This is a genomic window from Pseudomonas sp. yb_9, from assembly GCF_043103635.1.
Classification (GTDB): domain Bacteria; phylum Pseudomonadota; class Gammaproteobacteria; order Pseudomonadales; family Pseudomonadaceae; genus Aquipseudomonas; species Aquipseudomonas monteilii.
This window is the reverse complement of record NZ_JBICKA010000008.1, coordinates 1-13824: the sequence shown is the minus strand read 5'-3', so window position 1 is coordinate 13824 and position 13824 is coordinate 1. Positions and strand designations below refer to the sequence as shown.

At 63.4% G+C, this 13824-nt stretch carries 16 protein-coding genes; 4 read left to right on the top strand and 12 right to left on the bottom strand.

What is annotated here, in order from left to right; genetic code table 11:
* The first annotated feature begins 19 nt into the window (after positions 1–19).
* Together ACF8MI_RS02810 and ACF8MI_RS02805 are read left to right on the top strand one after the other, a co-directional pair.
* A complete protein-coding gene (locus ACF8MI_RS02810; protein ID WP_200929335.1) occupies positions 20–820 on the top strand; it encodes a lipopolysaccharide biosynthesis protein in 801 nt (266 codons plus the stop codon).
* A 72-nt stretch (positions 821–892) separates the two neighbouring features.
* Positions 893–1393, top strand: coding sequence for a methylated-DNA--[protein]-cysteine S-methyltransferase (locus ACF8MI_RS02805; RefSeq protein ID WP_060501070.1), 501 nt, complete (start codon positions 893–895; stop codon positions 1391–1393).
* A gap of 4 nt (positions 1394–1397) precedes the next feature.
* Here ACF8MI_RS02805 and ACF8MI_RS02800 read toward each other — a convergent pair whose 3' ends face one another.
* The 3 genes from ACF8MI_RS02800 to ACF8MI_RS02790 form a co-directional block, all read right to left on the bottom strand.
* Positions 1398–1640, bottom strand: a complete 243-nt coding sequence (locus tag ACF8MI_RS02800; protein WP_019097539.1) for a hypothetical protein — start codon at positions 1638–1640, stop codon at positions 1398–1400.
* Positions 1637–2380, bottom strand: a complete 744-nt coding sequence (locus ACF8MI_RS02795; protein ID WP_060501072.1) for a carbon-nitrogen hydrolase family protein — start codon at positions 2378–2380, stop codon at positions 1637–1639. Before ACF8MI_RS02795 ends, ACF8MI_RS02800 begins: the two co-directional genes overlap by 4 nt.
* 75 nt (positions 2381–2455) lie before the next feature.
* Positions 2456–2971: a DUF3016 domain-containing protein gene (locus ACF8MI_RS02790; protein ID WP_060501074.1), complete on the bottom strand. Its 516-nt coding sequence runs from the start codon at positions 2969–2971 to the stop codon at positions 2456–2458.
* A gap of 75 nt (positions 2972–3046) precedes the next feature.
* Here ACF8MI_RS02790 and ACF8MI_RS02785 point away from each other — a divergent pair, with 75 nt between their 5' ends.
* Complete coding sequence (locus ACF8MI_RS02785; protein ID WP_200929336.1) at positions 3047–3778, top strand: metallophosphoesterase; 732 nt, start codon at positions 3047–3049, stop codon at positions 3776–3778.
* Here ACF8MI_RS02785 and ACF8MI_RS02780 read toward each other — a convergent pair.
* Together ACF8MI_RS02780 and ACF8MI_RS02775 are read right to left on the bottom strand one after the other, a co-directional pair.
* Positions 3726–4340 (bottom strand): LysE family translocator, encoded by a 615-nt coding sequence (locus ACF8MI_RS02780; protein ID WP_200929337.1) that lies wholly within the window; start codon positions 4338–4340, stop codon positions 3726–3728. The genes ACF8MI_RS02785 and ACF8MI_RS02780 overlap by 53 nt on opposite strands.
* An 87-nt stretch (positions 4341–4427) precedes the next feature.
* Positions 4428–5237 (bottom strand): AraC family transcriptional regulator, encoded by an 810-nt coding sequence (locus ACF8MI_RS02775; protein ID WP_060501080.1) that lies wholly within the window; start codon positions 5235–5237, stop codon positions 4428–4430.
* Positions 5238–5368: 131 nt separating this feature from the next.
* Between ACF8MI_RS02775 and ACF8MI_RS02770 the strand changes: the two genes are divergently transcribed.
* Complete coding sequence (locus ACF8MI_RS02770; protein ID WP_104834775.1) at positions 5369–5992, top strand: LysE family translocator; 624 nt, start codon at positions 5369–5371, stop codon at positions 5990–5992.
* Here ACF8MI_RS02770 and ACF8MI_RS02765 read toward each other — a convergent pair.
* The 7 genes from ACF8MI_RS02765 to ACF8MI_RS02735 form a co-directional block, all read right to left on the bottom strand.
* Positions 5924–6946, bottom strand: a complete 1023-nt coding sequence (locus ACF8MI_RS02765; protein ID WP_200929338.1) for a hypothetical protein — start codon at positions 6944–6946, stop codon at positions 5924–5926. The genes ACF8MI_RS02770 and ACF8MI_RS02765 overlap by 69 nt on opposite strands.
* Positions 6947–7067: 121 nt before the next feature.
* On the bottom strand, positions 7068–7343 hold the full coding sequence (locus tag ACF8MI_RS02760) for a peptidylprolyl isomerase (RefSeq protein ID WP_016715601.1): 276 nt from the start codon (positions 7341–7343) through the stop codon (positions 7068–7070).
* 33 nt (positions 7344–7376) lie between these two features.
* Entirely contained in the window at positions 7377–9335 is a 1959-nt protein-coding gene (locus ACF8MI_RS02755) for an acetoacetate--CoA ligase (RefSeq protein ID WP_104834773.1), read from the bottom strand.
* A gap of 166 nt (positions 9336–9501) precedes the next feature.
* Positions 9502–9981, bottom strand: a complete 480-nt coding sequence (gene eco / locus ACF8MI_RS02750; RefSeq protein ID WP_060499309.1) for a serine protease inhibitor ecotin — start codon at positions 9979–9981, stop codon at positions 9502–9504.
* A gap of 55 nt (positions 9982–10036) precedes the next feature.
* Positions 10037–10807, bottom strand: coding sequence for a 3-hydroxybutyrate dehydrogenase (gene hbdH, locus ACF8MI_RS02745; protein WP_060499310.1), 771 nt, complete (start codon positions 10805–10807; stop codon positions 10037–10039).
* Positions 10808–10817: 10 nt separating this feature from the next.
* Positions 10818–12209, bottom strand: coding sequence for a GntP family permease (locus ACF8MI_RS02740; protein WP_104834770.1), 1392 nt, complete (start codon positions 12207–12209; stop codon positions 10818–10820).
* Positions 12210–12420: 211 nt separating this feature from the next.
* Entirely contained in the window at positions 12421–13803 is a 1383-nt protein-coding gene (locus ACF8MI_RS02735) for a sigma-54-dependent Fis family transcriptional regulator (RefSeq protein WP_200929339.1), read from the bottom strand.
* Positions 13804–13824 lie beyond the last annotated feature (21 nt).

Below are 13824 nucleotides of genomic sequence, written 5' to 3'. Positions count from 1 at the left end.
CCGGTCAAAGATGCCAAAGATGAACACACTTCCGTCGCAGCCAGGCGCTGAACGCGGGGCGTTCTCCAGTTTCGAGGCGTGTCGCAACACCCAGCAGGGCCCCGTGGTGATCCTTGCCTCCGGCGCTTCTGCCAGGCATTTTCCGTTGGGCGAGTTCGCACATTTGCCCATCATTGCCATGAACGGCTCGGTCGCCATGACCGCCAAACACCGTATCCATCCCTTCTTCTACGTGTGCACCGACAAAAGCTTTAGCCAGCAGCAGCCGGCCTTGTTTGCCACTGCCTTGCGCGACAGCAAACGCCTGGCACTCTGGCCCGAGCAGTACGAAGGTGCCGATGTGCCGGCGAGTACCGAGTGTTATGCCCTGCACAAAGCCGACACACCGGGCCTGCTGGACGGTTTGCGCGGCCATGGTGACAGTTGCGTGTGCAACCGCGCGCTGTGGAGCAAGCGCAGCCGCTCGATTGCCTTCAGCAAAGACCTGGCCCATGGTTTTTTCGATGCCCGCACAGTGGCCTATGTGGCCCTGCAGCTGGCGTATCACCTGGGCTTTGAAGAAGTGCTGCTGGTCGGGGTGGACCTTGACCAGACCGTGGGGCGTTTCTATGAAAACGGGCAGGGCCACTGTTCGCCATGCGGGCTGGATCAGCACTGGGACAGCCGCATCCTGCCGTCGCTGACGCTGATGGCGCGGGAGGTGGTGAACGCGCATTTTCACGTCTACAACCTGTCGGCCACCTCACGCATTCCCGCCGAACTGATCCCCAAGGTCAACCTCACCGAAGCGCGGCGGATTGCCGGTTGTGCCATTACCTGAGCAACAAAGCGGATGCGCACAGGGCTGTGGATGCGTACAGTACGCCCATCGCAAACAGGCAGGTAAACGCTTATGTCCAGCGCATTCACCCTCATGTCGTCGCCCGTCGGCACTTTGACCTTGGTGGCGCGCGGCGAGTGCCTGGCAGCCGTATTGTGGGAAGAAGAGCGGGAAAACCGCGTTCGCCTCGGCGACTTGTACCGTGACGACGAGTGCCCGGTACTGCGGGAAACTGCACGACAGCTGGGTGAGTACTTTGCGGGTAAGCGGCAGCGTTTCGAGCTGGCGCTGGATTTTGCCGGCACCGAGTTCCAGCGCCAGGTATGGGCCGCGTTGTTGGCGATACCCTTCGGTGAAACCCGGAGCTACAGTGACATCGCCCGGCAGATCGGCAACCCCAACGCCGTGCGCGCAGTAGGCGCCGCCAACGGCCGCAACCCGATTTCGATTATCGCACCGTGCCACCGCGTGATCGGTGCATCAGGCAGCCTCACCGGCTTTGCCGGCGGCCTGGCGGCCAAGCAGTACCTGCTGGCGCTGGAGGGCCGGCAAAGCCTGGCACTGGACCTGTAACGCGTCAGCTGAACCAGCTGGCGACCACGCAGGCCAGTATGGCCAACACCGACCCGGCCATCAGGGTGTAATGCCGGTGGGCCCGTCGTGCATGGGGCTTGACCTCGCGCAGGTACTCGCCGGGTGTAGGCGCGTCCGGCCTATGGCGTAAGCCTTCGGCCACATCGGCTAGTTGGCCCTGGATGAGCAGGCCGACCAGGTAGTAGGTGCAGGCGTAGCTCAGCAGCGCCAGTAACAGGTAGATCATGCCGGGCGTAGTTCCAAGGGCAGGGCCACGGCGCCGGTGCTGCCAGTGTCCATCAGGATCAGCCCTTCACTGTGGTCATCCAGGCTCGCCAGCAAGCGTCCCTGGCTGTCCCACGCCGCCGAGCCGCCGGCGCCGATGAACGTGTCGGCCGGCCCCACGCAGTTGGCCATCAGCACCGGCATGCCCAGTTCACGCGCCACTGCCGGGTAATGCAGGTAGCCTTCGCGGATGCCCTTGGCGGTTTTCGCCACACTGACCAGATACAGGTCGGCGCCGTGCTCGCGGGCGGCGGCAGCGTGCGCCATGAACATCGACTCGTAGCAGATTGCCGGTGCCACTCGGTGCTCACCGACCTGCAGCAGCAATGCCTGATCGCCCGGGGTGAAGTAAGGCAGCTCGTCTTCATGCAGGCGCCGTTTGGCATAGGCCTGGCGCGCAGCCATGGGGCTGAGAATCGGCATGCCGATGCGGATACCTTCGGGTGTCGGCAACGGCAAGCCAGCCGCAGCGGTGATGCCCAAGCGGTCACAGGCGGCTTGCAGCGGGTCCAGCCGTGCGGAGCTGACCGGCAGGGCGGCCTGGCGCGCCAGGGTAGGCTCATAGCCCGTCAGCGAGAGTTCGGGGAAGACCACCAGCTCGGCACCCAGCGCCGCCGCCTGCTCGATGCAGGCCAGGTGACGTTGGACGTTGCCTGGTACATCGCCCTTGAGCGACGCCAGTTGTACGGCACACAGTTTCATCTAAACCCTTCCCTGGTACAGGTTGAAGGGCCGAGCATACTACCGGCACCAACGCCTGTACCAGTGAAGGGTTTTTCAGGTTGCCGGGTGCGCGGCGAAGCGTTGGCGGAACCAGTCGTTGAGCATGGCCTTCTCGGCATACAGGCGGTCGCTGCTGCTGGCGACCCGGCCCGGGCGGCTGAGGTACATCTTGTCGCTGACCCGCTCCTCCACTTGCCGGGCGGGTTTGCCCGGCTGGCTGAGGGTGTAGGTCAGGTCAATCGTCGGCCAGGTGATCTCGCGCATGAAGCGGACATCGTAGGCCTGGCTGTGCCAAGGCTCGAAGCGCCCGGCCAGGTCGATATCGCGGATGTCGATGACCAGTTGCTGGCCCGGTTGCAGGTAGCGTTGGCCGAGCTTCTGCAAGTACTGGGTGAGGGTTTTCATCACATAGTCATCGGCGCCGCGCTCATAACCGTGGCTGTCCAGGCTGGCATCGCGGAATTTTTCCGGGTGGTCGAAACGCACCTCGACCTGCGCGGGCGGGGCACCTTGTGCCATGCTGTGGAGTGACAGCGCCATGAGCACGGCACACACGAGGGCGGTACGCATGATGCACCTCCGGGGTAGAGTGGGAGTGCTTCCATTTTACGCCTGCCATGGCGCCACCAGCAGAGGAAGATTGTAATGGGACGGTTTCGGCGGTTGCTTGCCAACATCCGGGGGCGGGACCTGGCGGTGGGCGATATCCATGGCCACTTCCAGCGGCTGGAGAAGTGCCTGGAAGCGGTAAGGTTCGACCCGGCCGTGGACCGCCTGTTCAGCGTGGGTGACCTGGTCGACCGTGGGCCGCACAGCGAGGCCGCTCTGGAATGGCTTGCGCAGCCATGGTTTCACGCGGTGCAAGGCAACCATGAGGCGTTGGCAATCACCCGCGTGCGAGGGGGGCGGCTTGACCTGGAGATGTACCGTGCAGCGGGTGGGAGTTGGTTCCTCGACCTGCCGCGGGCCGAGCAACTTCGCTACGTGGAGCGCTTTGAGCAGTTGCCGATTGCGATAGAAGTGGAAAGCGCAGATGGCCTGGTAGGCCTGCTGCATGCCGACAGCCCGTTTGCCGATTGGGCAGCCTTGAGGCGTTGGCTGGAGCTGGAACTGGATGACGACCCCAAAGTGCGGGAAGTGTGCCAGTGGTCGCGGCGGCGGCTGAAGGAAGGCAATACCCAGCCGGTGCAAGGCCTTCGCGCCTTGTTGGTGGGGCACACGCCGGTGCTGGAGCCCAAGCTGCTGGGCAATGTCTGGCACCTGGACACCGGCGGTTGGGCCAGCGGCCACTTCAGCTTGATGGACATGCGCACGCTGAAACTGCTCAGCCCCGCGCCAGATGCAGCAGTAACGCCAACGACAATGCCACCAGCATGACGCCCGAGGCCCGCTCCAGCCACGGCAGGCTGCGGGCGAAACGCCGCAGAACCCGCCGGTTACCGATGGCCACGGCAACCAGCAAGTCCCAGAGCAGCACGATGCTGAACATCCACAAGGCGTACGCTGTTTTCCAACTGTCGTTGGCACTGGCGACCATGCTGGCCAGGCTGGCATAGAACAGCGCGTTCTTGGGGTTGAGGATGCCGGACAACAAACCCATGCCCAAGCCCCGCCACCAACCCGGTACCGCCGACTCGCCCGCGACTGCGCCCAGGCGGGTTTGCCCGGCATGGCGTAAAAACAGCACGCCGATGTACAGCAGGTAGCTGGCCCCCGCCAGTTGCAGGGCGGTGAACAGCAGGCTGCCTTCCTGCAGCACCGACAGGCCGGTGAACGCCATGGCGATGAACGCGCCATTGGCCAGGGCGATGCCCAGGCAGGCACCGCTGGCGATGCGCCAACCGCTGTTGATCGAGGTGCGCGCCACCAGGAAGAAGTCCGGCCCAGGTGATAGCAGCGCGAGGAAGTGGGCGAGGGCGATGATCAGGAACTGTTGCATGGGTGGGGCTGCTCTGCGGAAAACCGCAGTCTGCGGCAGGGCCTGTGAGGCGTATTGAACAATATTGCAAGCCCAGGCGGCGGGCCTTCAGCGCCCTCGGTACTGCCCCGGCGTCACTCCCACATGGGCCTTGAACACCCGCTGGAAGTGGCTCTGATCGGCAAACCCGAGCTGGTAGGCCACCTCCGCCAACGCCGCCCCTTCACCCAACAGCTGGCGCCCGCGATTGACCCGGGCATTGAGCAGGTAGGCATGCGGTGTAAACCCGGTAGCCGCACGAAACGCACGGATCAGCTGATAGCGCCCAAGCCCGGCCTGATGGGCCAGTGCTCCCAGGCTCAAGTGCGCCGGGTCCTGGCCTTCGATGCGCGCGACCAACCCGCTCAGCGCGCTTGCCTCCAGGGCGGGGGCTGCAGATAGCGGCGGCTGGGCCGAGTAGTCCAGGTCCCCCAGAAAGGCAATCAACGCTGCATCCTTCTCACCGTTGCTGGCGCAGGAGAACAACAGACTGTTCAACTCGCAGAATTGCCGATACACCTGTGGTGCCCGGCAGATACGCGCCGGTTCGCCTGCCCCGGCACCGCTCAGCCCCGACTCCAGCCGCAACTGCGTCAGCCAGTCGGCGTCCACATGCAGCATCTGGTAGCTCCAGGCTTGCCCGGGCGCGGGGTTGCAGGCATGGACGCGGTGGGCCGGGACAAACACCAGCGTGCCGGGCGTCAGGCGTTCCTGCCCCTCGGCAGCCCCGGTGAAATGGCTATGGCCAGCATCCACCGCGCCGATGGAAAACGTGGGGTGGCTGTGGGCCTTGTAGCAAGCCCGGCTATGGCAGGCGCGGCGACTTTCCACATGCGCAAGTGCCGGGTCGCGCCATAGCGCGGTGTGGGGGCGGGGCATCACAAGGTCCTCGGTTTTGCCAGCAGGGTAACAGTTGCCGCGCACCCGTACAGTTTTTCACGCTGGCTGTAACTTGACCGGAAGGCCCGGCACCCGCCGAAATAGACGCCTGTTGCCAAAGGAAAACAAGAATGGACCTTTCTAGCCTGCTGCTTTTCATCCCCGCCTGTTTCGCCCTGAACATGGCGCCCGGGCCAAACAACCTGCTGTCGCTTCATAACGCCAGCCGCTACGGCCTGCGCACCGCCTGCGTGGCGGGTGGCGGGCGTATCCTGGCCTTCAGCGGCATGATCGCCTTGGCGGCCATGGGTCTGGCGGTGGTGCTGCACACCAGCGAATACCTGTTCCTGGCCATCAAGGTGGTGGGTGCGGCCTACCTGTTCTACATCGCCTGGCAACTGTGGCGCGCACCGGTGGGCGAAGCCGTGGTGGCAAGTGACCACCCGAGTGGCACGTGGCGCCTGGCACGCCAGGAGTTCTGGGTGGCGGCCGGCAACCCCAAGGCGATCCTGATCTTCACCGCCTTCCTGCCGCAGTTCGTCTCGGTCGGTAGCGCCACCCCGGTGAGCGAGCAGTTCCTGTGGCTGGGTGTGTTGTTTCTGCTGCTGGAATGGGCGGCCATTGCCATTTACTCAGGCCTGGGCGCCTACATGCAGCGTTGGTTCAGCCAGCCTGGCCCGCGCCGCCTATTCAACCGGGTTAGCGCCTCCCTGCTGGGCTGCGCCGGCCTCGGCTTGCTGGCGGCACGCCGCTAGAACTGCCAGCGCACGCCCAGGTTCACGCCGCTGGCTTCCTGCTGGCGGCTGTCCAGGTTGGCGGTGTATTGCACGCCGCCATGCAGGCCGACTGACGACAAGTCGGTCAGACGCTGCATCGTCACCGGCAAGTACGCTGTTGACACGTAGCAGACCGTTATCGCCCTCGTAATTGCCGTTTATAGTCAGTCGGCCCTGGGCGTCATTGCCCGTGCTGAGGTCTATCATCCCGGCATTCAGCACTGAAGCGCTTTGGCCATTGCCCTTCGCGGTGATCGTGCCTTGACGGGACAGCAGTGCGCTGCTGTCATCGATGATCAGGGCACCTGTGCCGGTGCCGTCGTCGCCGAGGGTCAATGTGTCGTCGAGCGTGAGACGGCTGTCATCGAACAGGCCTATGGCCTCCCAGTTCACGTACTGCGCGCCACCGTCTATTTGGCTTTTTTCGAACACCAGGCTATCGCTGCCGGGGCCCCCATCCAGGTCAGTGACCAATGTCTTCGAGTCGAGACCGATGATATTTCCTTGGTCGTCACCTGGCCCCATTCTTACCGGGCCGCCGATGCGCCCGCCCGACCAGGTAAAAATGTCGTTATCGTTGCCGGCACGTATCTCACCTTTGAGCGTGCCACCACTGAGGGTGATCTTGTCTAGGCCGCTACTGGTGCTGATATCACCGCCGATGGTGCCGCCGGTCATGGTGAACGTGTCCATGTCACCGCTCTGGTTCAGCGAGCCCAACGTACCGCCAGACATGGTGTACGTGTCTTGGCCATTGCCTTGCTGCAATGACAGAACTGTGCCGCCGCCGATGGTGAACGTGTCGGCCGCATTCGTCTGCACGAGGGCACCCAGATTGTCACCGGATGAAACGGTCAGGGATTCAGCGTGAGCCAGCAAAGGCAGGGTAAGTAGGGGAAATGCGGCAGGCAGCAGCAGGCGAGGGCAGCGCATAGGCAGGTTTCCGTGTCCATTGAAGGGTCCACTACCTAAAGCGTCGCTTCGGGCCTGCCTGTGTTGTATGTATTGTAAGGTGACGGAACAACTGGCAAAAATGTCAGGTGGCCCGCTGCCATCAATCGCGGTAGAAGGTTTGCACCAGGTGGTAGCCGAACTTGCTCTTGATCGGCCCGTGCACCACGCGCAGCGGCTTTTTGAAGATTACCTGGTCGATGGCACCGACCATCTGGCCCGGGCGGATTTCGCCCAAGTCACCACCGCGTTTGCCTGACGGGCAAATGGAGAACTTTTTGGCCAGTACGTCGAAAGCCTCGCCGTTGGCGATGCGCTGCTTGAGCTTTTCGGCTTCGTCAGCGGTCTTGACCAGGATGTGGCGGGCTTGGGCTTTCATGGGGTACCTGTGCTTCGGGGAAAAAGGGCGGCATTATGCCTGCTCGCGCAACTCCACGCGATCTCGAAACTGCTCCAGCGCTTGCGGGTTGGCAAGCGCGTCGGTGTTCTTCACTGGTAAGCCATGCACCACATTGCGAACCGCCAACTCCACAAGCTTGCCGCTGATGGTATGTGGTATGTCACTGACCTGGGCAATCACCGCCGGCACATGGCGGGGGGTGGTGAATTGGCGTATCACCTGGCGAATGCGCTGGCGCAGGGCCTCATTGAGCTGCAGGCCGTCTTGCAGGCGTACGAACAGCACCACACGCACATCGCCTTTCCAGTCCTGGCCGATGGCCACGCTTTCCAGCACCTGCTCGACTTTCTCCACCTGGCGGTAGATCTCCGCCGTGCCAATGCGCACGCCGCCCGGGTTGAGCACGGCATCCGAGCGGCCGTGAATCACCAGGCCGCCATGGGTGCGCTGTTCGGCATAGTCGCCTTGGGCCCAAACCCCCGGGTACTGGCTGAAATAGGCGTCGTGATAGCGGCTGCCGTCCGGGTCGTGCCAAAACCCCAACGGCATGCAGGGAAAGTTGCGGGTACACACCAGCTCGCCTTTTTCGTCCAGCACCGGCTGGCCGTGCTCATTCCACACTTCCACCGCCATGCCCAGGCCCATGCACTGGATTTCACCACGGCGCACTGGCAGGGTCGGGTTGCCCAGCACGAAGCACGAGACAATGTCGGTACCGCCCGACATGGACGCCAGGCACAGGTCAGCCTTGATCTTGCTGTACACGTAGTCATAGCTGTGGGGTGACAGCGGCGAACCGGTGGACAGCAGCAACCGCAGGCTGGCCAGGTTGTGGCTGGCTGCAGGCTCAAGGCCCGCCTGCTCCAGCGCTGCCAGGTACTTGGCGCTGGTCCCGAAGGCGTGGATGCCCTCGGCGTCGATCAAGTCCAGCAGCCGTTCGGGTCCGGGGTGGAACGGCGAGCCGTCGTACAGCACCAGCGTGGCGCCTATGGCCAGGCCGCTGGCCAGCCAGTTCCACATCATCCAACCGCAGGTGGTGTAGTAGAACAACACGTCATCGGCTTTCAGGTCGTTGTGCAGGCCGTGTTCCTTGAGGTGCTGCAGCAACACGCCACCGGCGCGGTGGACGATACACTTGGGCACGCCGGTGGTGCCGCTGGAGTAGAGAATGCACAGCGGGTGGTCAAACGGCAGCGGGGTGAAACGCGGCTCGCCACCGGGTTGGTAGACGTCATCCCACAGGCTCACCCGGGCCGCGTGGAACTCGTCGGGGCGAGTGCCGCTACGGGTATGAGGTACTACGATCAGCTGCTCTAGGCCTGGCAACTGCTCGCACACATGGTTGACCTTGGCCACCTGATCGATGTCTTTTCCAGCGTATTGATAGCCGGCACAGACGATCAGCAGTTTGGGCGTAATCTGGCCGAAACGGTCGATGATGCCATTCACGCCGAACTCGGGCGAAGAGGTCGACCAGATCGCGCCGAGGCTGGTGCAGGCAAGCATGGCCACCAGTGTTTGCCAGGTATTGGGCATCACGGCAGCCACACGGTCGCCTGCGACGATGCCTGCGGCCTTGAACGCCGCTTGCAACCCCGCTACATGGGCGGCCAGCTGGGCGTGGGTGAGCGCCTGGCGGTGGCCATCCTCGCGTATGGAAACAACGGCCGGGCGGTCGTCGCGACGGCGCAGCAGGTGTTCGGCGAAGTTCAGGGTGGCGTTGGCGAACCACTGCGCTTCGGGCATTTGTGGCCCTTCACTCAGCATTTGGCTCGCCGGGGTGTGCCAGCGCACGTGGAAATAGTCGGCAAGGGTCTGCCAGAAGGCGGGCCGCTGTTCGATGCTCCAGCGGTGCAGCGCCTGGTAGTCGGTGAGTTGCAGGTTGTAGCGCAGGTTGACCCGTCGGCGGAAGGCATCCATCCGGCTGGCCTTGACCTGCGCCGTGGAGGGGCGCCAGAGCACATCGTTCATGCGTTTCCTCCCGTTACTGCCAACCGCGGGCTTGTCATCTGTGGGGCAGATGAAGGAAGTCCCCTGTAGGAGCGGGTTTACCCGCGAAGAAGCCGGCGCGGTGCATGGCACCGGCGTTGCCGGTGTTCGCGGCTGAAGCCGCTCCTACAGTGACCGCGCAGGCTGTTTATTCTACTTTAGCCTTCTGCACGTCCTGCGATGCCGACCACACGCGGTAGCGCACTTCGACATCCTTGGGCACATACAGCACTACCGGCAGCTTGCTGTTGTAACGCAGCAGGAAGCCGTCACCGACCACCGGCACGAAGGCCTCAGTCTTCTTGCCATCCGGGCAGGCCATCAGCGTGCTGGCCGGGCCGCTGACCTTGTCCAGGCGGTAGTAATTGTAGCCCCAGCCTTCCAGGGTGCGTTCTTCCAGGTTGCCGCCCAGGCGTTGGCGATTGCAGTCCACCTGCAGCGTCTTGCCAGCGAGGATTTCCAGTTTATAGGCCGACTCATCAGCCTGTGCCGGCAGGTGAATCACCTGCCGGGTGAAGCCTTTTTCTGCCTCGGGGTAGGGGGCGACGTCCTTCAGGCTGGCTGCCATCACAGGGGCTGCGGCAGCCAGGGTCAGGGCCAGAATCGCGGGCATCGGGGTAGGGCGCATAAGGCCTCCTTGCAAATAATCGAATACGAGACCACTGCCAGGCCCAGGCCGCCCGTCATTGGGCCAACCAGCCACCATCGACGTTCCAGGCGGCGCCGCGAACCTGGCTTGCGGCCTCGCTGCACAAGAATAGTACCAGCTCACCCAGGTGTTCGGGGGTGACGAACGCCAGCGATGGTTGCTTCTCGGCCAGCAGATCATGCTGTGCCTGCAGCGGGTCGCCACCGTTGGCAGCACGGTCGTCGATCTGCTTCTGCACCAGCGGGGTCAGCACCCAGCCTGGGCAGATGGCATTGCAGGTGACATTGCTGGTGGCCGTTTCCAGCCCGACCACCTTGGTCAGGCCGACCACACCATGTTTGGCCGCCACATAGGCTGCCTTGCCAGTCGAACCGACCAGGCCATGTACCGACGCGATGTTGATGATGCGCCCCCAGTTGCGCGCGCGCATGCCAGGCAGCGCCAGCCGCGTGCCATGGAATACGGCCGACAGGTTGAGGGCGATGATCTTGTCCCAACTTTCCTGCGGGAACTGCTCCACCGGTGCTACATGCTGGATGCCGGCATTGTTGACCAGAATGTCGACACCACCGAATTCGCGTTCGGCCAGTGCGAACAACGCTTCAATCTGGGCCACGTCCGACAGGTCGGCCGGGTGGTGAACCGCTTTCACCCCGTGCCGGGTGATCTCGGCCAGCGCCGCTGCCGGGTCGCCAAAGCCGTTGAGCACGATATTGGCGCCCGCGCGGGCCAGCACCTGGGAGATGCCCAGGCCGATGCCGCTGGTAGAACCGGTGACGAGTGCAGTCTTGCCTTTGAGGGTCATGCATAGCTCCTTAGACGATGCCGGTGGCGTAGAAGGTGGCGATGACCACGAACACCGCCAGGGTCTTGATCAGGGTAATACCGAAAATGTCCTTGTAGGCCTCGCGGTGGGTCAGGCCGGTCACCGCCAGCAAGGTGATCACCGCGCCGTTGTGTGGCAGGGTGTCCATGCCACCGCTGGCCATGGCGGCCACCCGGTGCAGTACTTCGAGCGGGATGTTGGCGGCATGGGCGGCGGCGATGAACGTGTCGCCCATGGCCGCCAGGGCGATGCTCATTCCGCCCGAAGCGGAGCCTGTGATGCCGGCCAGCAAGGTCACGGTGATGGCTTCGTTGACCAGCGGGTTGGGGATGCCACGCAGGGCATCGGCCAGCACCAGAAAGCCTGGCAGCGAGGCGATCACTGCACCAAAGCCATATTCGGAAGCGGTGTTCATGGCCGCCAGCAAAGCACCCCCCACCGCGCTTTTGGTGCCTTCTGCCAGGCGCGTGCGGATGGCGCCAAAGGCACACACCAGCACCATCAGGATGCCCACCAGCAATGCTGCCTGCACTGCCCAGATGGCCGTGAGTTTGGCCACGTCGCTTTGCACTGGTGCGCTCATGCCGGGCAGTTGCAGGCTGTGGCTGGGGCCGTACCACTGGGGGATCCAGTGGGTGAACAACAGGTTCATTACCCCCACGAGTATCAGCGGGGACAGGGCCAGCCAGGGGTTGGGCAGGGCCAGGTCGGCAGCGGTTTCCGGTTCGTTGCGCAAGTCGGTGCCATAGCCTTCACCTGCACGCTGGGCTTTGTTGCGTTGGCGTTGCAAGTAGGCCATGCCGGTAAAGAACACGAACAACGTGCCGATCAGGCCCAGCCATGGCGCCGCCCAGGCGGTGGTGTTGAAGAAGGTGCTGGGGATGATGTTCTGAATTTGTGGGGTGCCCGGCAGGGCGTCCATGGTGAAAGAGAATGCACCCAAGGCGATGGTGGCCGGGATCAGGCGCTTGGGGATGTTGCTCTGGCGGAACATTTCGGCGGCGAACGGGTACACCGCGAACACCACCACGAACAGCGAGACACCGCCGTAAGTGAGCAGGGCGCAGACCAGCACGATGACCAGCATCGCTTGACGGGTGCCGAGCAGGCGGATGGCGGCGGCAACGATCGACCGGGAGAAGCCGGACAGTTCGATCAGCTTGCCAAACACAGCGCCCAGCAGGAACACCGGGAAGTAGAGTTTGATGAAGCCCACCATTTTCTCCATGAACACCCCGGTGAACGCGGGGGCCACGGCAGAGGGGTCGGTGAGCAGGACGGCGCCGAGGGCGGCGATGGGGGCAAAGAGGATTACGCTGTAACCGCGATAGGCAGCCAGCATCAGCAGGGCCAGAGCGGCGAGGGCGATGAGCACGGTCATCGGGGAGGGTCTCCTGGGTGAGTCTTGTTTTTATCGGTGTGCAGGAGATAGCGGGAATCGTGCCAAAATATAAGATATTGATTTATAAGTATTTTTTGTTTGTTTTGAAATATTTGTCTCTAATTCGAGATTTTTGTTTCGCGTTGCGTCCCGCCGAGGCACAAGGGCAAAGCCCTCGCGATAGTCTCAACATGGAAACTATAGTCTCTAATCAGAGACCAAGTGCAACCATCTTCTTGTACAGGGTCGACCGTCCTAGCCCCAATGCCTGAGCAGCCTGCGACACATTGCCCTCGCATTCTGCGAGGGCCTCGCCAATCAACTTGCGCTCGAATGCCTCGCAGGCCTCCCGGTATGTCTGTCGCACCGGCCCGGCCGCTATCGGGCTCAACGGCCCCAATGCCGCACGCAAGTCCGCCACCCCCAACCGTGGCTGATCCGCCAGCAATGTCGCGCGCTCCAGCACATTGCGCAGCTCGCGAATGTTCCCAGGCCATGCATGCCGCGCCAGCAGTTGTTGCGCATCAGCCTCCAGCTCGTACTGGCTGCCCAGTTCACCCAGTATGGTCTCGCACAGCGCTGGCAAATCCTCCAGACGCTCCCGCAGCGGCGGCACGTCGATCGGCAGCACATTCAGCCGGTAATACAGGTCGGCGCGAAACGCCCCACGGGCCATGGCTGCCTGCAGGTCGATGGAGGTGGCGGCAATGATGCGCACGTCGCTGCGCAGCATCTGGTTCGAGCCAACCGGCTCGTATTCCTTTTCCTGCAGTACGCGCAGCAGCTTGCTCTGCAGGGCTAGCGGCATGTCGCCGATCTCGTCGAGGAACAGCGTGCCGCCTTCGGCCAACTGCAGCTTGCCACTGCGGCCCTTGCGGTCGGCGCCGGTAAACGCACCCGGCGCGGTGCCGAAAAATTCGGCTTCGAGCAGCGTTTCAGGGATCGCTGCACTGTTGATGCTGACGAAGGCTTTGTGCGCCCGCGCCGACGCCGCGTGGATGGCATGGGCAAGTAGCTCTTTGCCCGTACCGGTTTCGCCCAGCAACAACACCGGCGAATCGCTGCCCGCACCGCGCCGGGCGCGGCGCTTGGCTTCCAGGCTGGCAGCGCTGCTCCCCACGAACTGTGCGAAGCTGTACTTGGCTTGTCGGGCGCGCAGTTGCGAGCGGGTCGAGGCCAGCTCCTGCTGCATGCTGGCGTAGCGTTTAAGCAGTGGCGACAGGCTGCGCAGTTCGTCGAACAGTGCAAAGCCGATGGCACCGATCAGTGCGCCCTGGTCGTCGTGGATCGGCAGGCGCATCACCACCAGGGGCTCGTTCGAGGTGTCGAGCATGTCCAGCAGGATTGGCCGGCCATTGCTCACCACGTCGCGCATCAGGCTGCCTGGGATCACCGCCTCGCATGGCTGGCCGATGGCTCTGGCGGCATCGGCCAGGCCGAAGCGCCGGGCGTAGCGTTCGTTCATCCAGACGATACGTGCATTGCGGTCAACGATGACCGTGCCTTCGCTGGACTGCTCGATGATCTCGAACAGCGAGTGAATTGCCAGTTGCCGTACCTGGGGGTAGTTCTTGAGGCTGTCGTTGTGGTGCATGGGTAAACATCCTGAATCATT